Origin of the sequence: Janthinobacterium sp. LS2A (genome assembly GCF_036543145.1) — a bacterium.
Classification (GTDB): domain Bacteria; phylum Pseudomonadota; class Gammaproteobacteria; order Burkholderiales; family Burkholderiaceae_D; genus Janthinobacterium; species Janthinobacterium aestuarii.
On record NZ_JAZHPB010000006.1, the window covers coordinates 197,344 to 219,133 of the forward strand.

A 21,790-nucleotide genomic window follows, 5' to 3' on the forward strand; every position below is an offset into this window, starting at 1 on the left:
GGCAGTTCTACCATGGGGTAGTTTTTCCCTCATTCATTTTTGTCCTGACCGACGCTGCGAACCTGTCCATGAACATACTCACCATCGATGCCGGCACCACCAATACGCGTACCTTGCTGTGGCGCGCAGGCGCCGTCGTCGCCCAGGCGCAGCTGGAAACGGGCGTGCGCAATACCGCCATCGATGGCCATAACGGCGCGCTGAAACAGGCGCTGCGCGACACCATCGCCAGCGTGCTGGCCAGCGCCGGCATCGCGCCGTCCGACGTGGACCTGGCGCTGGCCTCGGGCATGATCACCTCGCCCATGGGCGTGCGGGAAGTGCCGCATCTGCCGGCGCCCGCGGGCCTGGCCCAGCTGGCGCAAGGCATGCAGGCGGTGGACTTGCCCGACGTGCTGCCCCAGCCCCTGTGGCTGATTCCCGGCGTGCGCAACCAGCATGGCGCCGTCGGCCTGCATAACGTCGAAGCGATGGACATGATGCGCGGCGAAGAGACGGAAGTCGTCGCGCTGCTCGAGCGCCTGCAATTGCGGGGCGCGGCGACCCTGATCATGCCCGGTTCGCATACCAAATTGATCAGCGTGGACGAGCAGCGTCGCATCCTCGGCTGCAGCACCACCATTGCGGGCGAGCTGCTGCAGGCGATCACGCAGCACACCCTGATCAAGCAATCGGTCGATGGCGGTTTTGCGCAGACCCTGGTGCCGAAGATGCTGCTGGCCGGCGCGGCCGCGGCGCAAAAAACGGGGCTGGCGCGCGCCTGCTTCAGCGTGCGCACCCTGGGCCAGTTCAGCGCCATCGAATGCAATGAGCGGGCCAATTTCCTGATGGGCGCCGTCCTCAGCGGCGACCTGCTGGCGCTGCGCAACAGCACCGCCATCCAGATGCGGCCCGATACCCCGCTCGTCATTACCGGCAAGCCCATGCTGCGCCAGGCGCTTGGCTTGCTGATCGAAGAACACGGATTTTTTTATGGCAAGCGCATCATCGTCGACGACCAGCAGCAAGCTAATCTGGCCGGTCACGGTGCGCTGCTGATCGCCGCCGCGCGCGGCTTGATTTCCCCGCAGGAGACAGTATGAGCAGCAACAAGAACAAGCGTCCCTTGCGTTCGCAATCGTGGTTTGGTGGCGACGACAAGGACAGTTTTATTCACCGCAGCTGGATGAAGAACCAGGGCTATCCCAGCGACGCCTTCGATGGCCGTCCCGTCATCGGCATCTGCAATACCTGGTCCGAGCTGACGCCCTGCAATGGCCATTTCCGCGACCTGGCCGAGATGGTCAAGCGCGGCGTGCTCGAGGCGGGCGGCTTCCCCGTCGAATTTCCCGTCATGTCGCTGGGCGAGACGAATCTGCGCCCGACGGCCATGCTGTTCCGTAACCTGGCCAGCATGGATGTCGAGGAATCGATCCGCGCCAACCCGATCGACGGCGTGGTGCTGCTGACGGGCTGCGACAAGACCACTCCGGCCCTGCTGATGGGCGCGGCCAGCGTGGACTTGCCCACCATCGTGCTGTCGGGCGGCCCCATGTTGAACGGGAATTACCGCGGCAAGCCGATCGGTTCGGGCACGGACGTGTGGAAGTTTTCCGAGGATGTGCGCGCCGGGCGCATGACGTCAGCCGAATTCAAGCAGGCCGAATCGTGCATGTCGCGTTCCGCCGGCCACTGCATGACCATGGGCACGGCCTCGACCATGGCCAGCATGGTCGAAGCGCTGGGCGTGACCTTGCCTGGCAACGCGGCCATTCCCGCCGTCGATGCGCGCCGCAAGCTGCAGGCGCAGCTGACGGGCCGGCGTATCGTCGACATGGTGCATGAAGACCTGAAACTGTCGCAGATCCTCACGCGCGAAGCGTTTGAAAACGCCATCATGGTCAACGGCGCCATCGGCGGCTCGACCAATGCCGTGATCCATTTGCTGGCCATCGCCGGGCGCATCGGCGTGGATATGCGCCTGGGCGACTGGGATCGCCTGGGCCGCGACATTCCCTGCCTGCTGAACCTGATGCCGTCGGGCCAGTACCTGATGGAAGATTTTTACTACGCGGGCGGCCTGCCCGTGATCATCCGCGACCTGCTGGGCAAATTGCATGGCGAGGCGCTCACCGTCACGGGCGCGACCATGGCCGTCAACGTGGCCGAAGCGGAAAATTTCAATCCCGAGGTGATCACGCCGCTGGCGCAGCCATTCAAGGACGAAGGCGGCATCGCCGTCCTGCATGGCAACCTGGCCCCGCGCGGCGCCGTCATCAAGCCATCGGCGGCCTCGCCCGAGCTGATGCAGCACCGGGGCCGCGCCGTCGTCTTCAACAGCATCGAGCACTACAAAAAGCGCGTCGACGATCCCGCGCTCGATATCGATGCCAGCTGCGTGATGGTGCTGCAAAATTGCGGCCCGCAGGGCTATCCGGGCATGGCCGAAGTGGGCAATATGGGACTGCCGAAAAAACTGCTGGAGCAGGGCGTGCGCGACATGGTGCGCATCTCGGACGCGCGCATGAGCGGCACGGCCTACGGCACGGTGGTGCTGCACGTGGCGCCGGAAGCGGCCGTGGGCGGGCCGCTGGCCCTGGTGCGCGATGGCGACATGATCGAACTGGACGTGGCGGGACGCCGTTTGCACCTGGACGTCGACGAAGCGGAGCTGGCGCGCCGGCGCGCCGAGTGGAGCGCCCCGCCGCCGGCCATGAAGGGCGGTTATCAGTCGATGTATATCAAGCACGTGACGCAGGCCGACGAAGGCGCGGATCTGGACTTCCTCGTCGGTTGCCGCGGTTCGGCCGTTCCGCGCGAGTCACACTGAAGGGAAGGAATAAAAATGATGGGGACACAGGCGCAATTACTGGTCGATGCGCAAAACTTCCTGGGCGAGGGCGTGCGCTGGTGCGAACGCAGCGGCCGCGTTATCTGGACGAATATCGAAGGCTGCCAGCTGCATGCGCTGGTGCTGGCCACGGGCGAGCGCCAGAGCTGGGACATGCCCGAGCGCCTGGCGTGTTTCGCGCTGACGGACAGCGACGACGTGCTGCTGCTGGGCCTGGCCTCCGGACTGGCCTGGTTTGACGCGCGCAGCGGGGCCGTCACGCGCTTGCACACGGTGGAGGGCGACTTGCCCATGACGCGCCTGAACGATGGCCGCTGCGACCGCCAGGGACGCTTTGTCTTCGGCACGCTCGATGAGCGCCCGTGCCGCGATGCGATCGGCAGCTTTTACCGCCTCAACCTGGACTTGACCCTGGAGCGCTTGCCGCTGCCGCAGATCGCCATCTCGAACAGCATCTGCTTCAGCGTCGATGGCACGGCCATGTATTTCTGCGATTCGATGAAGAGGGCGATCTACCGCTGGGACGATTACCTGGGCGGCGACGCGAGCCGGGTGCGCGTGTTTGCCGTGCTCGACCCGGGACCGGGCGCCGCCGATGGCGCCACCATCGATGCGGATGACTACCTGTGGAGCGCGCAGTGGGGCGCCGGCAGGGTCTTGCGCTTCGCACCGGACGGCAGCGTCGAGCGCAAGGTCAGCCTGCCCGTCTCGCAGCCCAGCTGCGTGAGCCTGGGCGGCCCGCGCTACGACGAATTGTTCGTCACGACGGCGCAGGAGAACTTGACCCCGGCCCAGCTGGCGGGCGAACCGCTGGCCGGCGGATTGTTTCATGCGCGCCAGGTGGGCGTGCGCGGTTTGCCGGAAGTGCGCTTTGGCGCCCTGCCGGCCTGACAGGAGAGAGAGCATATGCAAAAACACACGGTTTTCAATGGCATCCTCGAACGGGGCATGGTCGGCATCGTGCGCGCCGATACGCCCGATGCGGCGCTGCGGATCGCCGAGGCGTGCATCGCCGGCGGCATCACGGCGCTGGAAGTGGCGTTCACCACGCCCGATACCCTGGGCGTGCTGCGTACGCTGCGCGAACGCCATGGCCCTGACGTGCTGCTGGGCGCCGGTACGGTGCTCGATACGGAGACGGCGCGCGCCGCCATCCTGGCCGGCGCCCAGTTCATCATTTCGCCCAGCGTCAACGTGGACACCATCGCGCTGTGCCAGCGCTACCAGGTGCTGTCCATGCCGGGCGCGATGACGCCGACGGAAATCGTCACGGCCCTGCAGGCGGGTGCCGACATCGTCAAGGTCTTCCCCGCCGAGATGTTCGGCCCCGCCTACATCAAGGCCCTGCGCGCGCCCCTGCCACAAGCGCCATTGATGCCGACGGGCGGCGTGACGGTAGAGAACCTCAATGAATGGTTTGCCAGCGGCGCCGTGGCCGTGGGCATCGGCAGCAGCCTCAGTGGCCCGGGCGCCACGGGCGATTACGCGGCCGTGACGGCGCGCGCGCAGGCTTTCGTGGCGAAGATGGCGGCCGTGCGCAAGGCTAAGTCTTCTGGCTAGCTCCCGGCAAGACGGGAATCTGCTACGCTAGGCGGGCAATGTCGCACGCCTGACTATAGAAACCATGTCCAACATCGCCCGTATCCTGCAAGACAGCCGCATCATCGCCATCGTCGGCATGTCCGACAAGCCCGAACGCGCCAGCCATGAAGTGGCCGACTACCTGCTGCGCCATGGCTACCGCGTGCTGCCCGTCAATCCGACCCTCGCCGGGCGCGACGTGCTGGGACAGCGCGCCTACGCCAATCTGACGGAGGCGGCCGCTGCCGTCGCACCGGCGCGCATCGACATCGTCGACTGCTTCCGCAAGTCAGAAGATATCCTGCCCATCGCCGAGGAAGCCATCGCCGTCAAGGCCGGCTGCCTGTGGCTGCAGCTCGACATCGTCAACGAGCAGGCGGCGCAGCTGGCGCGGGCGGCGGGCCTGGACGTGGTGATGGATCACTGCACAAAAATCGAGCACCGCAAGCTGGCGGTGGCGGCATGAAGGCGCGTACGCAATTTCGCGCCGGCAAGGGCTTCGAGCTGGACGAGGACTTCGCCGGCAAGCGCCTGCTGGGCGCCGCCACCAAGGCGGCGAACAAGAAGCTGACGCCGGCCCAGTGCAAGGCCATGGACCGCGAGGAAACCGTGGCCCTGACGGCGCAGATCGCCGAATGCCAGAGCATGCTGTATGCGCAGCACAAAAAGAAGGTGCTGCTGGTCCTGCAGGGCATGGATACGTCGGGCAAGGATGGCACGGTCAAGGCCATTTTCAGCAACATCAACCCGATGGGCATCCGCGCCGTCGCGTTCAAGGGCCCCACCGATATCGAACTGGCGCACGATTACCTGTGGCGCGTGCACCAGCACGTGCCCGTGAAGGGTGAGATCGCCATCTTCAACCGCAGCCATTACGAAGATGTGCTGATCACGCGCGTGCAGGACATGATCGACAAGGCCGAATGCCAGCGCCGCTACGCGCAGATCCGCGATTTCGAGCGCATGCTGAGCGAAACGGGCACCGTCATCCTGAAAATCTTCCTGCACATCTCGAAGGATGAGCAACGGGGACGGCTGCAGGAGCGGCTCGATGATCCCGACCGCCAGTGGAAGTTCGACCCCAACGATATCGCCCAGCGCAAGAAGTGGGATAGCTACCAGCGCGCCTATGAAACGGCGATCCGCGAGACGGATGCCGATCACGCGCCGTGGTATGTGGTGCCATCGAACTCCAAGACGCAGCGCAACCTCGTGGTCGCGTCCCTGTTGCTGGAAACCCTGCAGGGCATGAAGCTGGAATACCCGGCGCCGGACCCGAAACTGTCGTCTTTCAAGGTCGAGTAGAGCTTGAGCCAGTTCCGCGCATGCGCCTGCGGAATCGGCCGCGCTGTGGCATAGTATCCCTCGTCGATAATTCAAACCAGACCGGAGATCCATATGCTGCAGTTGAAAGATCCTACCTTGTTGTGTCACCAGGCTTACGTGAATGGAGCCTGGGTCGATGCCGATGGTGGCCAGACGATTAACGTGAACAATCCCGCCACGGGCGAGCATATCGGTACGGTGCCTCTGATGGGCGCAGCCGAGACGCGCCGCGCCATCGAGGCGGCCAATGCCGCCTGGCCCGCCTGGCGCAAGAAGACGGCCAAGGAACGCGCGGCCGTGCTGCGCCGCTGGCATGACCTGATCCTGGAAAACGCCGATGACCTGGCGCTGATCATGACCACCGAGCAGGGCAAGCCACTGCCGGAAGCGAAGGGCGAAGTGCAGTTCGGCGCCTCGTTCATCGAGTGGTTTGCCGAAGAAGGCAAGCGCGTTGCGGGCGACACCCTGCAATCGCCATGGCCGGACCGCCGCCTGGTCGTCACCAAGGAGCCGATCGGCGTGTGCGCTGCCATCACGCCGTGGAATTTCCCCGCCGCCATGATCACGCGCAAGGTCGGCCCGGCCCTGGCCGCAGGCTGCCCGATGGTATTGAAACCGGCGGAAGCGACGCCGTTTTCCGCGCTGGCGCTGGCCGTGCTGGCCGAGCGCGCGGGCGTGCCTGCCGGCGTGTTCAGCATCGTCACGGGTGCGCCGAAAGACATCGGCGGCGAAATGACGTCGAACCCCATCGTGCGCAAGCTGACGTTTACGGGCTCGACCCAGGTGGGCCGCTTGCTGGCCGAGCAGTGCGCGCCGACGATCAAGAAACTGTCGCTGGAACTGGGCGGCAATGCGCCGTTCATCGTCTTCGACGACGCCGACCTGGATGCGGCAGTGGAAGGCGCCATCGCCTCGAAATACCGCAACGCGGGCCAGACCTGCGTCTGCGCCAACCGCCTGTACGTGCAGGACAGCGTGTATGAAGCGTTTGCCGAAAAGCTGGTGGCGGCAGTGGCCAAGCTGAAGGTGGGCAATGGCATCGAGGCCGGTGTCACGCAAGGCCCGCTGATCGACGCCAAGGCCGTGGCCAAGGTGGAAGAACACGTGGCCGACGCGCTGGGCAAGGGTGGGCGCCTGCTCGCTGGCGGCAAGCGTCATGCGCTGGGCAATGGCTTCTTCGAACCGACCATCATCGCCGACGTGACAAACGACATGCGCGTGGCCACCGAGGAAACCTTCGGCCCGCTGGCGCCTTTGTTCCGTTTCAAGACGGACGATGAAGTGATCGCCCTGGCGAACAACACGGAATTCGGCCTGGCCGCCTACTTCTATTCGCGCGACATCGGCCGCATCTGGCGTGTGGCCGAAGGCCTGGAAACGGGCATGGTCGGCGTCAACACGGGCCTGATCTCGAACGAGATCGCGCCCTTCGGCGGCGTCAAGCAGTCGGGCCTGGGCCGTGAAGGGTCGACCTACGGTATCGAAGATTACTTGGTAATCAAATACATCTGCATGGGCGGTATCTAAAGCCGCTTAACGCGAGCTGCGGCGCGCGGCGAGGCGGTCCAGCATGCCCTTGACCGCTTCCATCTGCGTGCCGCTCTTGCGGTAGAAATCTGGGTCGATCGGATTGATGCTGGTGTAGCCCCAGAAATCCCAGCAGCCCTTCGGGTTGTACGGGTAGACGGGGCTCGGTTCTGCCTGCGGATACAGCACGATGATCTTGTTGGCGTCCGCCACTTGGTTGTAGCCGGTGCTCGTATAGAAACGGTCGCCGATGGCCTGCGTCGTTTGCAGGCAGCCGTGGAATACCACGTGCACGCGGCAGCTCTCGCTGTTGCAGGCTTTCGGGATGTAGGCGTAGCCCGTATTGTTCATGCTCGAGTAGGCGTTCTGGATGAAGCTGCGCTGGTTGAAGGCGATCAGCTTGCCCGTCAGGGTAGTCGACGACGGCTGCAGATTCGGGTACAGGTGCTGCAGGATGTCGCGCGCCTGCACGTAATCGCAGTCGTTGATGAACGGCGACTCCGTCACGGCGCAAGGCTTGTCGGCGTTGCTGTCGGTGAGGATGGCGTGGCCCGCGCCTAGCGTGTCGATGAAGCGGATCTGCGCCGCCGGCGTACCGGCCAGTTGATAGAATTTCCCCACCTGCTCCACCACCGGCCGCGTCACGGTCTGGTCTTTCGTTCCGCTGAACAGATATACGCGCTGGCGTTTCAGGTTGGCCGTGTCGTCGATGAGACGCTCGCGCGCAAAATCGTTCGCCGCGCGCAGCAATTCGCTGGCGACGGGCGGTGCCACCTGCGCGCTGCCCGGATTCATGCAGGTGCTCAAGGCATTCGTCAGGTAGGGAATGTAGGGGAAGCGGCCCGGCTGGCCCGAGCAGAAATACGGGCCGCCCGCGATGATGCCGGCGCCCGCCACCGTGGCCGAGTAGGCGACGGCAAACTGCGCCGCCATGAAGCCGCCCGAGGACAGGCCGGACACCGTGGTCTGGCTCAGGTCAGCCTGGTAGGCGGGCAGGGCGGGCGCGTCCTTGGTCGCGGCGGGCTTGGCGGGCTTGGCCGTCGTGGCGGCGTGCGCGCTGGCTGGCGCCAGGATGAGCAGGCTGGCGGCCAGCAGGGCGGTGGTTAGTGTGGTCAGGTGCGCGGTCAGGTGCGGGAAGGGCATGGCGACTCCACAAGGCAGGGAAAGGGACAGGAAGGCCGAGCATAGGTAAAAAAACTGTGCGCTGGGCAAGTACTGCACGGTCGTTGATGTCGCTCAAGTCATCGCTGTTGTTGTCCGTCTTGTACGCGCGCGCGGCGTTTGACATAGAATGGTTTTTTTCCGTTCAACCATGGTGCCCTTCATGTCCAAGACCCTTGCCCAGCTGTTTGCATTGACCACCCTTGCCGCCGGCGCCAGCCTGGCCATGCCGGCCCATGCGGCCGACACCGCGCCAGCTGCTGCCGCGCCAGCCGCCTGCCCGGCCATCCTCAAGCAGACTTTCAACCGCCTGCAGGATGAAGCGCCGCAAAACCTGTGCCAGTACGCGGGCAAGGTCGTGCTGGTGGTCAATACGGCCAGTTATTGCGGTTTTACCAATCAATATGAAGGGCTCGAGGCGCTGTACGCCAAGTACGGCAGCAAGGGCCTGGTGGTGCTGGGCTTCCCGTCGAACGATTTTGGCAAGCAGGAGCCCGGTAACAGCAAGGAAATCGCCGATTTCTGCTACAACACCTATGGCGTGAAGTTCCCCATGTTTTCGAAGTCGGTCGTCTCCGGCCCTGCGCCGAATCCGCTGTACGTGGACCTGATCAAGCAGACGGGCAAGACCCCGGCCTGGAATTTCCACAAATACCTGATCGACCGCCACGGCAAAGTGGTGGAAAGCTTCCCCAGCAAGGTGACGCCGGACGACAAGAAACTCGTTGGCGCGGTGGAAAAAGCGCTGGCGCTGTAAGTTGCTGATACCCAAGCAGGCTTGAACGCCTGCTTTTTTTTAATGCCGCGCTTGTCGTCTTGCCATCATTGTCCTAAGCTGGTTGTTCGCGTTTGTCACAACAAAGGAGAACATCATGGCGTATGTCGATGGATTTGTCGTGCCCGTACCGAAAGCCAAGCTCGATGCCTACCTGGCCATGTCGCGCAGTTGCGGCGCCGTTTGGCGCGAGTACGGCGCGCTGGAATTTCGCGAATGCGTGGGCGACGATGTCAAGCCGGGCAAGCTGACCTCGTTCCCGCAGGCGGTGGACTTGCAGGATGGCGAAGTGGTGGTGTTTTCCTGGATCGTGTATGAATCGCGCGCCAAGCGCGATGAAATCAACGACAAGGTCATGAAAGACTCGCGCCTGGCCGAGATGATGGACCCGGAAAAATTGCCGTTCGATGGCAAGCGGATGATCTACGGCGGCTATGAAATGCAGGTGGATATCAAATAACCAGCTTTGCGGGGATCGCCCCGCGCAGCGCATTGCACACGACGATCGCTTCGGCCCGCGCCAGCATGGCGCGCGTGATGATGGTTTCCTGCGCGTTCCAGGCAGGATCAGCCAGCATGGCCGCGCGCTGCACGCCGGGCAGCAGGCCGCAGGACAGGGGCGGCGTGTGCCAGCGGCCGTCCAGCTGCACGAAGACGTTGCTGCGCCCGCCCTCCGTCAGTTCGCCACGCTCGTTAAAGAACAGCATGTCGAAGCCGCCTTGCGCCTCGGCTGCGCGCCAGGCCGCGTCATAGCGCGCGCGCACGCTGCTCTTGTGGCGCAGGAACAGGTCGCCGGCAGTCGTTGTATCGAGTGCCAGCATGACGTTGACCGTTTCCGGCAAGGCGCTGAGCGCGCCGCTTTGCGCCGTGAACTGCCCATCCTGGCGCAGCGCCAGGCGCAGGCGGAAAGGGGCATTGTCGGGGCGCGCCGCGCAAGCCGCCTGCAGCGCGGCGCGGGCAGCGTTGGCATCCCAGGCAAAACCGAAGTAGGCGCTGGAGGCGGCCAGGCGCGCCAAGTGGCGCTCCTGAAGGCGGCAGCCATGGTCGCGGCTCGCGTGCAAGGTCTCGAACAGTTCGAAGTCGTTGCTAAGGCCCGTCAGGAAGCGGGCCTTGAGCTGGCATTCCGCAAATTCCTCGTGCGGGTCGCTATCCAGGACGATGCCGGCGCCCACGCCCATTTCGCCGCGCCGGATGCCGTCAGTGCCCGCCGGCTGCAAGGCCAGGGTGCGGATCGGCACGGACATGCAGAAGTCGCTCACCGCGTGGGCAGCACCGGCGGCTGGCGGATCGAACCAGCCGATGGCGCCCGTGTAGATGCCGCGCGGCGCGGGTTCCAGTTCGGCGATGATTTCCATGGTGCGGCGTTTCGGCGCGCCCGTGATCGAGCCGCACGGGTACAAGGCCTGGAAGATGTCGCTTAGCGTTGCGTCGGCGCGCAGGCGCGCCTGCACGGTGGAGGTCATCTGCAGCACGCTGCTGTAGCGCGTCACCTCGAACAGGGCCGGCACCTTGACGGAGCCCGTGACGGCGATGCGGCCGATGTCGTTGCGCAGCAGGTCGACGATCATCAGGTTTTCCGCGCGGTTTTTTGGGTCGCTGGCCAGGGCGGCGGCGCGGCGCGCGTTTTCTGCCATTTGCTCAGGCGGGGCGGCTGGCGCCGTGCCTTTCATGGGACGCGCCGTCAGCTCGCCTTGTGCATGGCGCACGAACAGCTCCGGCGACAGCGACAGCAGGGCGCCGCCATCGGGCAGCATCACCAGCGCGCCGTAGGGCACGGGCTGGCGCGCGCGCAGCCGCGCATACAAGGCCAGGGGCGAGCCGAAGGCGTCGAAGCGCAAACGGTACGTGTAGTTGACCTGATAGGTGTCGCCGGCCACGATGTAGTCGTGGATGCGGTGCAGCGCGCGCGTGAATTCGGCTTGATCCACGTTCGCGCGGATACCGGCCACGCCGGCCGGCGCGGCGTCCGCGTCGACGCGAGAGTCCAGCCACTGCGCCACCTCGTCCTGCGACAGCTGCGTGCAGTGCTCGAAGACGAGCACTTGCGCCAGCGGCGGCGCGTCAAGGCCGGCCGCGCGCGGCGGCATGGCCAGCAAGTGCGCGCCCAGTTCGTAGCTGCACACGCTGACGGCGTACTGGCCGTGTTGCAAGGCCTCTTGCAGCCCTTCGAGCAGGGCCGGCCACTGTTGTCCCTCGGTGCACTGCAAGACCGCCGCCAGGCCCGTGTACAGGCGCGAACCGGCGCCGGGTGTGCTGGCGTCGTCGAGCAGGGCGAAGCAGTCGGTATGCATGGGGACAGCTGCGGCGGTGACTTACCCCAGCAGCATGGCGATTTGCAGCGCCGCTTCCTGGGATGGATTGATCTTGAAGCCGCTCTTGGCGTAGCGGTGCCAGCGTCCGATGACGAAGCTGACGATCAGGGTGGCGCGCGCCGCCACTTCGCTTTCCTTGCCATGGCCTTCGGCGGCGGCCACGCGCAAGGCCTGCTTGAGCGCCAGTTCCACGCGGTCGTAGAACTGGTTCATGCGCACTTGCAGACGCTCGTCCTCATTGACCAGCGCATCGCCGATCAGCACGCGCGTCATGCCCGGATTGCTGATGGCGAAATTGAGCAGCATGCCGATGATGTCGCGCGTCTGCGTCATGCCATCGCTGTGTTTTTCCGCGATCTGGTTGATCAGGCCGAAGACGCTCGACTCGATGAATTCGATCAGCCCTTCGAACATTTGCGCCTTGCTGGCGAAATGGCGGTACAGGGCCGCTTCCGATACGGTCAGTCTGGCCGCCAGTGCGGCGGTGGTGATCTTTTCGCCTTTCGGCTGCTCCAGCATTGCGGCGAGGGCCTGAAGAATTTGTAGCCTGCGTTGGCCCGGCGGTGTGCTTGCCATATTTTCTCTTGTCGTTAAAAAAAATGCTGCCTTGATGGGGAGGTCCGTCACCGCCGCTAGCGGTGCGGCTTCCAGTGTCAACCGGAAGCCCAGGAATCCCCTTCAACGCAGACGGTGAAGGCGGCGTGCCAAATGCCGGACAGATTTTACTTTGACATCGACGTAAGCGGGGCGATTTAACGCCATGGGCAGCTTCGCCACGCCGATCGGATCGGCCATTTTCAGGTATTGCGTGATCCAGGCCGTGCGCAGGCCCAGTTTTTTCGCACCCTTGAGGTTGGCCAGGGTGTCTTCCACCAGAATGCAGCGGCCGGGGCGGATGTGGTGCTTGCGCATCAGTTTGCGCAGCATCAGGGTCGATGGCTTGGGCCGCAACTGGCGGTGCACATGCATCGCCTCGATGGCGACGTGGTGTGAAAAGTGCCGGCGCAAGCCCAGGTGGCGCATCACGTCGCTCGAATAGCGCAGCGGCGCGTTGGTGAGTAAAATTTTACGGCCAGGCAGGCGTTTGAGTAAAGCCCCCAGGCCCCGCTCGGCGCGTATCATCGCGCGCAAATCGTCGAACGCATGCGTCTCGTGCAGAAAATGCGCGGCCTGCACCTGGTGGTGCTTGACCATGCCCAGCAAGGTGGCGCCATAGCGGCGCCAGTAGGCCGCGCGCGCCGCATTGACGATGGCGTCGTCGGCCGGCGTCACGCCGTCGCCCAGTACGCGGGCAATATACGTGTTCATATTGGCCGTGATGGTGGGGAAGATGGCGTGCGAGGCATTGTGCAGCGTGTTGTCGAGGTCAAACAGCCAGACCGGCGACGAGCGGTTAAGATGGGACACAGGCACAGGAGTCTTTGCTAGCGAGAGAAGATGAAAAATTCAACAATCAGGAAAACCATGCGACGCCAGATTATAGTGATGTTTTGCGGATTATTCTTGCTGCCGTTGCAGTCGGCCTTGGCCGAAGCGCCTTCCGTGGCGCAAAAACGGGGCGCGCTGTTCAAGGTGCAGGACGCCAGCCACACTCTGTTTTTGTTTGGTACCATCCACGTCGGCGCGCCCGACTTTTATCCGCTCGAGCCGACCGTGACGCAGGCATTGAACGGCGCCGGCGCGCTGGCGCTGGAGATCGATCCCGGCGCCGATCCGCGCAAGGCCGTCAGCGCCGTGCTGAAATACGGCATGGAGGCGCCAGGCAGCAAAGTGCCTGCTGACTGCCGCCAGACCCTGGCGCCGCGTCTGGCGCCGCTGTTGCAAAAATACGGCATCGCGCCCGCAGCGGTGGCGCCCATGAAGCCGTGGATGCTGGCCAGCGTGCTGGCCATCGGCGAATTTTCCACGCTTGGCTACCGCTCCGACCTGGCCGTCGACAGTTATCTGTCGCAGCAAGCCAAGGCGCGCAAGATCCCCGTGGTGGAACTCGAATCGATGGAAGGCCAGATGGCGCTGTTCGGCGCCATGTCGCCGCTCGACCAGTGCCGCTTCCTCGAAGACGGCGTGGCGTCGATCGAGGACCAGGAACAAAGCCAGGAAGCGCGCGAGATCGCCGATGCGTGGCGCAACGCCGACGCGGCAGCGTTCGACAAGCTGGCGGCAAAGGCCGCAACAGACCCCTCGTTCGCCGCGCAGTTCGTGCAAAAGGTGCTGCTGGACGGCCGCAACCCGGCCCTGGCCGACGGCATTGCCAACTTGCTTGCGCGCGAAAAGTCCAGCCTGGCCGCCATCGGCGTGCTGCACCTGGTGGGCGACAAGAGCGTGCCGGATTTACTGCGTAAACGCGGATTGAAGGTCGAGCGGGTGTATTGAGTTTTGACGACAGAAGGCAGAAGAGATAGCGCTAGCTCAGCCGCGCAAGACACGCGGCAGAGCAGATGGAAAAGTGTTCAGGGCAAGGCGGACTGCCGAAGACAGTACGAATGTACGGCGAGGAAGGACAACGCCGCCATGGACATTTTTACTATGGGGAGATGACGGCAGAGTAGATGAAAAGTGTTCAGGGCAAGGCGCCGAGACGAAGACAGTACGCATGTACGGCGAGGCGAGGCAACGCAGCCATGGACATTTTTCAGATACGGGGATAAGTCGATGGTGCCCTTGACGTGGATCGAACACGTGGCCTCTCCCTTACCAAGGGAGTGCTCTACCACTGAGCTACAAGGGCAAATTAAAAGCGGCGCCAGGTGATCTGCGCCGCCAAACTACTCGCTGTGATGCATTGCGATTTTTTTTAGTGCGAACGGATCATAGTACCAAAAGCCTGCTCGGTCAACACTTCCAGCAATAATGAGTGTTCGATGCGGCCGTCGATGATGTGCACCGTGTTCACGCCGGACTTGGCGGCGTCGAGCGCGGACGAGATCTTCGGCAGCATGCCGCCCGAGATCGTGCCGTCGGCGAACATCTCGTCGATTTCACGCGCCGACAGGTCGGTCACCAGGTTGCCCTGCTTGTCCTGGACGCCGGCGATGTTGGTCATCATGATCAGCTTTTCCGCTTTCAGGATTTCCGCGATCTTGCCCGCCACGACATCGGCGTTGATGTTGTAGGCCTGGCCGTCCTGGCCGAAACCGATCGGCGAAATGATGGGAATGAAGGCGTCGTCCTGCAGCGCCTTGACGACGGCCGGGTTGATCGCGTCGATCTCGCCCACAAAACCGATGTCGAGGAATTCGCCCGGATGTTCGCGGTCCGGCATCTGCATCTTGCGTGCGCGGATCAAGCCGCCATCCTTGCCCGTCAGGCCCACGGCCTGGCCGCCGTAATGGTTGATCAGCATGACGATATCCTGCTGCACTTCGCCGCCCAGCACCCACTCCACCACTTCCATGGTTTCTTCATCGGTGATGCGCATGCCTTGCACGAAGGTGCCTTGCTTGCCGATTTTTTTCAGCGCGTTGTCGATCTGCGGTCCGCCGCCGTGCACCACGACCGGGTTCATGCCGACCAGCTTGAGCAGGATGACGTCGCGCGCGAAGCCGTGCTTCAGGCGTTCGTCCGTCATGGCATTGCCACCGTATTTGATGACGATGGTCTTGCCGTGGAAATTGCGGATGTAGGGGAGGGCCTCGGCCAGAATCTGCGCCTTGATTTGCGGCGACACCGCCGTCAAGTCGTCATTCATGTCCAGGTTCAAGTTAGCTAGTTGATTCATGGCGAGTCCGGAAAATAGATTTGTGCGATTTTACAGGGAAGAAGAAAATCTTGGAGGCATTATAGGGCGATCTTGTTGTATTTTCCCTGATGATCCTATAGTCTGGCCCGATATGTCCCCCAGCCAGCCCTTTTACTGCCCGTTACATCTGCGTCCCATCCCGGCGCGGCATGACACACACTTGCCAATTCACACACAGCCATGAGCCAGTGCAGCCTGTGCGGCGCCGCCTTCCAGTGCGGCCAGCTTGACCCGGACGCCAACGAGCCCTGCTGGTGCGTGGCCCTGCCGCCGGCCGTTCCCGTGCCCGGTGGCGCTGCGGGATGCTGGTGCCCCGCGTGCCTGCAAGCCCATATCGCCACCCTGACGCCGCCTGCAAAAGTCCTGACAGCGGCCAAATAAGCGCATCGGCATACTTTTTCCTTTGCAAAAGACCTTGCATTTTGTAGGGGAATACGCTCAGACTTCGACTTTCAAGAATTTCTTATAGGAAAGTTATGCGCTTCAGGGATATCAGTATCGGCGTGCGCATCAATGCCGGTTATGCCATGTTGATCGTGCTGATGCTGGTCGTCATCGTCCTTTCCGGCAGCCGCATCTATGCCATCCGCGCCGAGACCGACGATATCCTGCAGCGCGACTGGGTCGCCGCCAAGGCCACCAGCAAGATCCACGGGCTGGCGCGCGAGGCGGCCACGCGCATCGGCAACCTGCCGAACCAGCACGAGCTGGCGCTGCGCCAGGCGAACCAGGCGCGCCTGGAAGCGATCAAGCAAGGCATCGACGAGCAGGTGCGCATTCTCGACGGCCTCGATGCGCGGCCCGAGGAACGGCGTCTGCTGGAACAGATGCACCTGGCACGCGCCGACTACTATGTGTCGCTCAAGGCGATGTTCGAGCTGGTCGAGCGCGGCGAGCATGCCCGCGCCGAGCAGGCCATGCAGACGCAGACCTTGCCGGTGCTGGAAAAAGTGCTGCTGTACGTGGGCCAGCTCGACGACCTGCAGCAGCAGCTGATCCGCGACAGCGCCGCCAGGATACGCAACGACATCGACACCTCGCTGCTGCTGATGGGCGGCATCGGCCTGGCGGCCTTGCTGACGGGTCTTGCCTTTGCCTGGTCGGCGCGCTCGATCACGCGTCCGCTGGGCGAGGCGGTGGCGATCGCCACGCGCGTGGCCAATGGCGACCTCAGTTCCGTCATCGAAGTGACGTCGCGCGACGAGACGGGCGAATTGCTGCAGGCGCTCAAGGACATGAGCACCAGCCTGGCCGTCGAGCAGGACCTGCGCCACGCCGTCGAAGTGGCCGAGGATGCGACCAAGATGAAGTCGGATTTCCTCGCCAATATGTCGCACGAAATCCGTACGCCGATGAACGGCATCATCGGCATGACCCATTTGGCGCTGCAGACGGAACTGACGTCGACCCAGCGCAACTACCTGGAAAAGGTGGAATCGGCTTCGAAGAACCTGCTGGCCATCATCGACGATATCCTTGATTTCTCGAAGATCGAGGCGGGCAAGATGGCCTTTGAAAAAGTCGATTTCTTCCTCGAGGACGTGCTGGCGCAGATCGCCGACCTGTCCGTGATGCGCGCGCAGGACAAGGGACTCGAACTGCTGTTCGACGTCGCCCCCGACGTGCCGAACGCCCTGCAGGGCGATCCGCTGCGCCTGGGCCAGGTGCTGATCAACCTGACCAACAACGCCATCAAATTTACGGACAAGGGCGAGATCGTCGTCACTATCCGCCTGCAGCAGCTGGAGGAACATGCGGCTGTCTTGCGCGTGGACGTGCGCGACACGGGCATCGGCCTCACGCCGCCCCAGCGCAGCAAATTGTTCCAGGCTTTTACGCAGGCCGACACGTCCACCACGCGCCACCATGGCGGCACGGGCCTGGGGCTGACCATCAGCAAGCGGCTGGTGGAAATGATGGAAGGTGAGATCGACCTGGTCAGCGAAGCGGGTGTGGGCAGCACCTTTTTCTTCACGGCCCGCTTCGGCCTGGCCGCCGTGCCGCGCGATAATTTGCTATTGCCACAGCAATTCCATGGCCTGCGCGTGCTGGTGGTCGACGACAACCCCAGCGCGCGTGAAATCTTCGTCAGCATGCTCACGGCGCTGGGCTTTGAGGCGCGTGCCGTGCTTGGCGGCGCGCTGGCCATCGGCGCCGTGGCGCAGGCGCGCGCCGAGGGGCGGCCGTACGGGCTGGTGCTGATGGACTGGAAAATGCCGGGCATGAACGGCCTCGATACCCTGGCCGGTATCCGCGCCGATGCCGCCGGCATCGATGCGACGCCGGCCTGCATCATGGTCACGGCCTTCCATCGCGAAGCGCTGCTGGAGGCGGCGCGCCAGCGCGACTTGCCGCTCGACGGCGTATTGAACAAGCCGATCAGCGCCTCGACCCTGCTCGACCAGATTGCGTTCGTGTTTGGCGGCGTGACTGGGCAGAGCCGCAAGACGCAGCGCCAGAGCAGCTACCGCGACGACGAGCGCGCCCTGCGCGGCGCCTGGCTGCTGCTGGTCGAGGATAATGAAGTGAACCAGGAAGTGGCGCAGCATATCCTGAACGATGCCGGCATCCGCGTCGACATCGCGGGCAATGGCGCCATCGCGCTGGCGAAGATCGCGGAAAACGCCTATGACGGCGTGCTGATGGATTGCCAGATGCCGGTGATGGATGGCTACCAGGCGACGCGCAAGCTGCGCCAGGATCCCCGCTATTCGAATTTGCCCGTGATCGCCATGACGGCCAACGCCATGGTGGGCGACAAGGAAAAATGCCTGGACGCCGGCATGAACGATTTCATCGCCAAGCCGATCGACGTGGCGCAGCTGTTCGGCACCCTGGCACGCTGGATTGCGCCGGCCACGCCGCAGGAAATGGCGGCGGTAGTGGCGCAGCCGGAAGCGGAGCTGCCCGTGATCGCGGGCCTGAAAATGGCGGAAGCCATGCGCCGCGTGGGCGGCAATGCCGCTTTGATGCGAAAATTGCTGGACCGCTTCGTGGAAACCCAGTTCGACGCCATGCAGCGCATCGTTGCCGCCATCGAGAACAACCAGCTGGAAACGGCCATCCGCGAAGCGCATACCCTGAAAGGCCTGGCCGGCAATATCGGCGCCGGCGGCCTGGCCGACAGCGCCGCGCGGGTCGAGCACTTGCTCAGCCTGGGCTCGCACGACGGCTTGCCGCAGGCGCTGGCCGCCTGCACCCTGGCGCTCGACGAGCTGGTGCCGAAGATCGTGCTGGCCATGCAGTCGCGCGGCCATGCGGCCGAGCCGGGCGGCGCGGCGCTGGCGCACGTGGCGCCGGTGGACCGGGCGCGCCTGGAAGCGGGCTTGCGCGAACTGTCGCAGCTGCTGCAGCAGGACGATGCGCAGGCCGTCAAGCACCTCGACGGCATCGGCCCCGCGCTGGTCGCGGCGGGGCAGGCGGAACACGCGCGCCAGTTGAAGCGCATGCTGGGACAATACGATTTCGAAGGTGCGCTGGCGCAGCTGGGCGAAGTGGCCGATGCGCTGGAGCTGACACTGTGAGAAGGATAATGATGCAGAACGAAGGACGGGCATGAGAGTGCCGGCAAGCAAGCCAACCATCCTGGTGGTCGACGACACGCCAGACAATATCGACCTGCTGCGCGCGGTGCTGGAAGACGACTACCGCACCAAGATCGCCGTCAATGGCGAGCGCGCCCTGAAGATCGCCGCCGGCAGCGACCAGCCCGACCTGATCCTGCTCGACATCATGATGCCGGGCATGAGCGGCTACGACGTGTGCCGCGCGCTGAAGGCCGATCCCGCCACGGCCGGCATCCCCGTGATTTTCGTCACGGCCATGAGCGAAGTGGCGGACGAGCAGCTGGGCCTGGCCCTGGGCGCCGTCGACTACATCACCAAGCCGATCTCGGCGCCCATCGTGCTGGCGCGCATCAGGACGCAGCTGGCGATGAAGCAGATGCAGGATTTCCTGCGCGACCAGAACCAGTACCTGGAAACGGAAGTGGAGCGCCGCGTGCAGGAAGTGGCGGCGCTGCAGGACGTCACCATCCACGCCATGGCCTCGCTGGCCGAGACGCGCGACAGCGAGACGGGCAACCATATCCGCCGCACCTCGCACTACCTGAAGGCGCTGGCCGAGAAGGTGCGCGGCTTGCCGCGTTTCCGCGATTTTTTGACGGACAAGAATATCGAACTGCTGTTCAAGACGGCGCCGCTGCACGACATCGGCAAGGTGGGCATCCCCGACCATATCCTGCTCAAGCCGGGACGTTTCGAGCCGCACGAAATGGCCATCATGAAGACGCACACCACCCTGGGGCGCGACGCCATCCTGGCGGCCGAGCACGAGCTGGGCATCGAAGTCGATTTTCTCAAGTACGCGAAAGAGATCGCCTACAGCCACCATGAAAAATGGGATGGCAGCGGCTACCCGCAAGGGCTGGCTGGCGAAGACATCCCGATTTCAGCGCGCCTGATGGCGCTGGCCGATGTGTACGATGCCCTGATCAGCCGGCGCATCTACAAGCAGGGCATGGACCATGCGCAGGCCGTGCGTATCATCGTCGAGGGACGCGGTTCGCATTTCGACGCCGAGATCGTCGATGCCTTTTTGCAGATCCAGGACCAGTTCATCGCCATCTCCCACCGCTATGCCGACGGTGTATGCGAGATCGCCGACAAGCAGCGGCAGATCGCGCCCTACACCGACAACATCAGCTGACGGTCTTGAAGAAGCGCAGCATCTCGCGGCTGGCGTCCGGCCCTTTTCCATCCGTATAGCTGCCGTTATCGCTGCCGCCGGACCAGGCATGGCCGGCGCCGTGGATGACCCAGTGCTCGCCCAGCGGCGAGCCATCGGCCTGGCTGTGCGTGGTGCGCGTGTAGCGGTGGCCATTGGGCACGCTGCCGTCGATGGAAGCGGCTTTCGCCGCCTTGCCGCCCGCCTGGCTGCGCACGCCCTGGGCAATCAGTTCATCGCCATTGCGCGGGTTGACGGTGGTGTCGCGGTCGCCGTGGAAGACGATGATGGGCACGCCGCCGGCAGGCGCCTTGCGCTGGGCATTGGGCATGGCGCCGCCCTTCATGGCTGCCAGCGCCGACGGCAAGTCCTGCGCCGAAGCGAAGGGCAAGCCCGAATGCACGCCGACGGCGGCAAACAAATCCGGGTACAAGGTGCCGACGATGACGGCCATGGCGCCGCCCGCCGACAGGCCGGCAACGAACACTTCACGTTCATTGACCGGGTATTCGTCGATCACTTGCTGCGCGATGCCGGCGATCAGCGACGGTTCGCCCTGGTCGCGCTGCTGGTCGATGGCGTTGAACCAGTTCCAGCAGCGCGAACTGTTGGCGCCCTGCGTCTGTGCTGGGTAGACGACAAAGCACTCCTTCTCTTCGGCCAGCGCATTCATCTGCGTGCCGGCGGCGAAGTCGTCGGGATTTTGCGTACAGCCGTGCAGCATCACGATCAGCGGCATGGCCTGGCCGTGATAGCTGCTGGGGATATACAGTTTGTACGAGCGCGTGCCAGCATGGTTGCGGTACACGCCGTCGATGAATTGCGCGCCAGCGGGGATCTCCACCGGCGTGGCGGCTGGCGCATTGAAACCGGGCGGGTGGAAGTTCGGCAGCTCGAAGCTGGGCATGTCGAAGCTGTGCTGGCCCAGGCCGGCGGGCACGCCCAGGCGCGACATGAAATCCTGCGCGAAGTCCTGCGCCGCCTGTGCGGGCGTGGGAGGGGCGGCAGGCGTTTCTGGTGCGGCGGCGGCTTGCGGCTGCTCGGCTCGGGCTTGCGCAGGTGGCGGCGCAGGTGGTGGATTAATGTCGCGCATCGGCTGTGGTGGCGGCGTTTGCGTGGCTGCCGCTTGCGGCGCCAGGCCGGCGGCGGACAGCGCCTGCTGGATCGCCTCGGTGGCGGCGGCGGGACCGCTGCCCATCAGGTTGCGGGTTGCGGCGCGCATCTGCGCCAGCATGTTGAGAGGTAGTTTCATGACCATCCTTAACGGTGCAGCGCATCGGCCGGGTCATCGCCGCGAACCAATACGCTAGTGAATTCGCCCTGCGAGCGCCGTCTTGACGACGGTGCTGGCGTGCAGGGCACCTAATACGAAAATCGACTCGATGGTGGCCAGTGCCAGTTCCACGGAGACGTCGCTGGCGATGCTGGCCAGTCCCAGCACCTGTATCTGCAGGCGCTGGCCGGCTGCCTGGATCGCCTCCAGGTCGGCGCGCGAGTAATGCTGCATGCCCAATACCAGGCTTTTACGGGCGACGGTTTGTTTCACCACGTCGGCGTGCGTACCCAGCTGGTTGCGTATGGCCGTACGGATCAGATCCGTACGGTTGGAATAAAATCCCTCCTGGACCAGCAGATCGATCTGCCCCAGGTCGATCAAGCCGAGGTTGATCGTGATTTTCTCGGATTCCCCAATTTTGGGCTTGCTGTCTTGCTTGGCCATATCTCTCCAAAAACTCCACGTGGCATCCAATTGCCATCTGTATGGATGGTAGTATAGTTGTGTAATATCTCAAGTCAAGCAGGATCTGGCCTGC

General features: G+C 64.0%; 20 protein-coding genes and 1 tRNA gene. 13 read left to right on the forward strand and 8 right to left on the reverse strand.

Annotated elements, in window-relative coordinates; genetic code table 11:
* Positions 1 to 68 precede the first annotated feature (68 nt).
* The 7 genes from V3C40_RS18405 (at position 69) to gabD (ending at position 7,264) form a co-directional block, all read left to right on the forward strand.
* Positions 69 to 1,082: a 2-dehydro-3-deoxygalactonokinase gene (locus V3C40_RS18405; protein ID WP_072455984.1), complete on the forward strand. Its 1,014-nt coding sequence runs from the start codon at positions 69 to 71 to the stop codon at positions 1,080 to 1,082.
* Positions 1,079 to 2,809, forward strand: coding sequence for an L-arabinonate dehydratase (gene araD, locus V3C40_RS18410; protein WP_058049351.1), 1,731 nt, complete (start codon positions 1,079 to 1,081; stop codon positions 2,807 to 2,809). Before V3C40_RS18405 ends, araD begins: the two co-directional genes overlap by 4 nt.
* Positions 2,810 to 2,824: 15 nt before the next feature.
* Positions 2,825 to 3,721, forward strand: coding sequence for an SMP-30/gluconolactonase/LRE family protein (locus tag V3C40_RS18415; protein ID WP_442907295.1), 897 nt, complete (start codon positions 2,825 to 2,827; stop codon positions 3,719 to 3,721).
* A gap of 15 nt (positions 3,722 to 3,736) precedes the next feature.
* Positions 3,737 to 4,390: a bifunctional 2-keto-4-hydroxyglutarate aldolase/2-keto-3-deoxy-6-phosphogluconate aldolase gene (locus tag V3C40_RS18420; RefSeq protein ID WP_331778209.1), complete on the forward strand. Its 654-nt coding sequence runs from the start codon at positions 3,737 to 3,739 to the stop codon at positions 4,388 to 4,390.
* A 64-nt stretch (positions 4,391 to 4,454) separates the two neighbouring features.
* Complete coding sequence (locus V3C40_RS18425) at positions 4,455 to 4,877, forward strand: CoA-binding protein (RefSeq protein ID WP_331778210.1); 423 nt, start codon at positions 4,455 to 4,457, stop codon at positions 4,875 to 4,877.
* A complete protein-coding gene (locus V3C40_RS18430) occupies positions 4,874 to 5,716 on the forward strand; it encodes a PPK2 family polyphosphate kinase (RefSeq protein WP_331778211.1) in 843 nt (280 codons plus the stop codon). Before V3C40_RS18425 ends, V3C40_RS18430 begins: the two co-directional genes overlap by 4 nt.
* A 93-nt stretch (positions 5,717 to 5,809) precedes the next feature.
* On the forward strand, positions 5,810 to 7,264 hold the full coding sequence (gabD, locus tag V3C40_RS18435; protein ID WP_331778212.1) for an NADP-dependent succinate-semialdehyde dehydrogenase: 1,455 nt from the start codon (positions 5,810 to 5,812) through the stop codon (positions 7,262 to 7,264).
* 6 nt (positions 7,265 to 7,270) lie between these two features.
* Here the strand turns inward: gabD and V3C40_RS18440 are convergent, their stop codons facing one another.
* Entirely contained in the window at positions 7,271 to 8,407 is a 1,137-nt protein-coding gene (locus tag V3C40_RS18440; protein WP_331778213.1) for an extracellular catalytic domain type 2 short-chain-length polyhydroxyalkanoate depolymerase, read from the reverse strand.
* A 181-nt stretch (positions 8,408 to 8,588) separates the two neighbouring features.
* Between V3C40_RS18440 and V3C40_RS18445 the strand changes: the two genes are divergently transcribed.
* Both V3C40_RS18445 and V3C40_RS18450 read left to right on the forward strand, forming a co-directional pair.
* Positions 8,589 to 9,182: a glutathione peroxidase gene (locus V3C40_RS18445; protein WP_035828486.1), complete on the forward strand. Its 594-nt coding sequence runs from the start codon at positions 8,589 to 8,591 to the stop codon at positions 9,180 to 9,182.
* Between the two features lie 115 nt (positions 9,183 to 9,297).
* Positions 9,298 to 9,660, forward strand: a complete 363-nt coding sequence (locus V3C40_RS18450) for a DUF1428 domain-containing protein (protein ID WP_331778214.1) — start codon at positions 9,298 to 9,300, stop codon at positions 9,658 to 9,660.
* On the opposite strand, the gene pabB is transcribed toward V3C40_RS18450, so the two are convergent.
* From pabB to V3C40_RS18465, 3 genes are all read right to left on the reverse strand, one after another.
* On the reverse strand, positions 9,653 to 11,491 hold the full coding sequence (pabB, locus tag V3C40_RS18455) for an aminodeoxychorismate synthase component I (protein WP_331778215.1): 1,839 nt from the start codon (positions 11,489 to 11,491) through the stop codon (positions 9,653 to 9,655). The genes V3C40_RS18450 and pabB overlap by 8 nt on opposite strands.
* Before the next feature lie 21 nt (positions 11,492 to 11,512).
* The gene (gene slmA, locus V3C40_RS18460; RefSeq protein ID WP_034752791.1) at positions 11,513 to 12,088 is read right to left on the reverse strand and encodes a nucleoid occlusion factor SlmA; all 576 of its coding nucleotides are present in this window, start codon (positions 12,086 to 12,088) and stop codon (positions 11,513 to 11,515) included.
* Positions 12,089 to 12,190: 102 nt separating this feature from the next.
* Complete coding sequence (locus tag V3C40_RS18465; protein ID WP_080698605.1) at positions 12,191 to 12,925, reverse strand: pyrimidine 5'-nucleotidase; 735 nt, start codon at positions 12,923 to 12,925, stop codon at positions 12,191 to 12,193.
* Between the two features lie 90 nt (positions 12,926 to 13,015).
* Between V3C40_RS18465 and V3C40_RS18470 the strand changes: the two genes are divergently transcribed.
* Positions 13,016 to 13,885 (forward strand): TraB/GumN family protein, encoded by an 870-nt coding sequence (locus tag V3C40_RS18470; protein WP_331778216.1) that lies wholly within the window; start codon positions 13,016 to 13,018, stop codon positions 13,883 to 13,885.
* A gap of 280 nt (positions 13,886 to 14,165) precedes the next feature.
* Here the strand turns inward: V3C40_RS18470 and V3C40_RS18475 are convergent.
* Both V3C40_RS18475 and argB read right to left on the reverse strand, forming a co-directional pair.
* A tRNA-Thr gene (locus tag V3C40_RS18475) sits at positions 14,166 to 14,240 on the reverse strand.
* A 66-nt stretch (positions 14,241 to 14,306) separates the two neighbouring features.
* Positions 14,307 to 15,200 (reverse strand): acetylglutamate kinase, encoded by an 894-nt coding sequence (gene argB / locus V3C40_RS18480; protein ID WP_010393729.1) that lies wholly within the window; start codon positions 15,198 to 15,200, stop codon positions 14,307 to 14,309.
* 231 nt (positions 15,201 to 15,431) lie between these two features.
* Between argB and V3C40_RS18485 the strand changes: the two genes are divergently transcribed.
* From V3C40_RS18485 to V3C40_RS18495, 3 genes are all read left to right on the forward strand, one after another.
* Positions 15,432 to 15,632, forward strand: coding sequence for a cysteine-rich CWC family protein (locus V3C40_RS18485; protein ID WP_331778217.1), 201 nt, complete (start codon positions 15,432 to 15,434; stop codon positions 15,630 to 15,632).
* A gap of 95 nt (positions 15,633 to 15,727) precedes the next feature.
* Positions 15,728 to 18,775, forward strand: a complete 3,048-nt coding sequence (locus tag V3C40_RS18490) for a response regulator (protein WP_331778218.1) — start codon at positions 15,728 to 15,730, stop codon at positions 18,773 to 18,775.
* 31 nt (positions 18,776 to 18,806) lie between these two features.
* Positions 18,807 to 19,958, forward strand: coding sequence for a response regulator (locus V3C40_RS18495; RefSeq protein WP_331778219.1), 1,152 nt, complete (start codon positions 18,807 to 18,809; stop codon positions 19,956 to 19,958).
* Here the strand turns inward: V3C40_RS18495 and V3C40_RS18500 are convergent.
* Together V3C40_RS18500 and V3C40_RS18505 are read right to left on the reverse strand one after the other, a co-directional pair.
* Positions 19,951 to 21,228, reverse strand: a complete 1,278-nt coding sequence (locus tag V3C40_RS18500) for an extracellular catalytic domain type 1 short-chain-length polyhydroxyalkanoate depolymerase (RefSeq protein ID WP_331778220.1) — start codon at positions 21,226 to 21,228, stop codon at positions 19,951 to 19,953. The genes V3C40_RS18495 and V3C40_RS18500 overlap by 8 nt on opposite strands.
* 54 nt (positions 21,229 to 21,282) lie before the next feature.
* Positions 21,283 to 21,696 carry a CopG family transcriptional regulator gene (locus V3C40_RS18505; protein ID WP_034752801.1) on the reverse strand — a complete coding sequence of 138 codons (414 nt, stop codon included), beginning with the start codon at positions 21,694 to 21,696 and terminating at the stop codon, positions 21,283 to 21,285.
* Between the last annotated feature and the right edge of the window lie 94 nt (positions 21,697 to 21,790).

Excerpts from the sequence above, each read along its gene's own strand:
- pabB (WP_331778215.1), bottom strand. The coding sequence starts at position 11,491 with ATGCATACCGACTGCTTCGCCCTGCTCGACGACGCCAGCACACCCGGC.
- V3C40_RS18430 (WP_331778211.1), top strand. The coding sequence starts at position 4,874 with ATGAAGGCGCGTACGCAATTTCGCGCCGGCAAGGGCTTCGAGCTGGAC.
- argB (WP_010393729.1), bottom strand. The coding sequence starts at position 15,200 with ATGAATGACGACTTGACGGCGGTGTCGCCGCAAATCAAGGCGCAGATT.
- V3C40_RS18405 (WP_072455984.1), top strand. The coding sequence starts at position 69 with ATGAACATACTCACCATCGATGCCGGCACCACCAATACGCGTACCTTG.
- V3C40_RS18420 (WP_331778209.1), top strand. The coding sequence starts at position 3,737 with ATGCAAAAACACACGGTTTTCAATGGCATCCTCGAACGGGGCATGGTC.
- V3C40_RS18495 (WP_331778219.1), top strand. The coding sequence starts at position 18,807 with ATGAGAGTGCCGGCAAGCAAGCCAACCATCCTGGTGGTCGACGACACG.
- V3C40_RS18490 (WP_331778218.1), top strand. The coding sequence starts at position 15,728 with ATGCGCTTCAGGGATATCAGTATCGGCGTGCGCATCAATGCCGGTTAT.
- V3C40_RS18425 (WP_331778210.1), top strand. The coding sequence starts at position 4,455 with ATGTCCAACATCGCCCGTATCCTGCAAGACAGCCGCATCATCGCCATC.
- V3C40_RS18450 (WP_331778214.1), top strand. The coding sequence starts at position 9,298 with ATGGCGTATGTCGATGGATTTGTCGTGCCCGTACCGAAAGCCAAGCTC.
- V3C40_RS18445 (WP_035828486.1), top strand. The coding sequence starts at position 8,589 with ATGTCCAAGACCCTTGCCCAGCTGTTTGCATTGACCACCCTTGCCGCC.
- slmA (WP_034752791.1), bottom strand. The coding sequence starts at position 12,088 with ATGGCAAGCACACCGCCGGGCCAACGCAGGCTACAAATTCTTCAGGCC.
- V3C40_RS18440 (WP_331778213.1), bottom strand. The coding sequence starts at position 8,407 with ATGCCCTTCCCGCACCTGACCGCGCACCTGACCACACTAACCACCGCC.
- V3C40_RS18485 (WP_331778217.1), top strand. The coding sequence starts at position 15,432 with ATGAGCCAGTGCAGCCTGTGCGGCGCCGCCTTCCAGTGCGGCCAGCTT.
- V3C40_RS18505 (WP_034752801.1), bottom strand. The coding sequence starts at position 21,696 with ATGGCCAAGCAAGACAGCAAGCCCAAAATTGGGGAATCCGAGAAAATC.
- araD (WP_058049351.1), top strand. The coding sequence starts at position 1,079 with ATGAGCAGCAACAAGAACAAGCGTCCCTTGCGTTCGCAATCGTGGTTT.
- V3C40_RS18500 (WP_331778220.1), bottom strand. The coding sequence starts at position 21,228 with ATGAAACTACCTCTCAACATGCTGGCGCAGATGCGCGCCGCAACCCGC.
- gabD (WP_331778212.1), top strand. The coding sequence starts at position 5,810 with ATGCTGCAGTTGAAAGATCCTACCTTGTTGTGTCACCAGGCTTACGTG.
- V3C40_RS18415 (WP_442907295.1), top strand. The coding sequence starts at position 2,825 with ATGATGGGGACACAGGCGCAATTACTGGTCGATGCGCAAAACTTCCTG.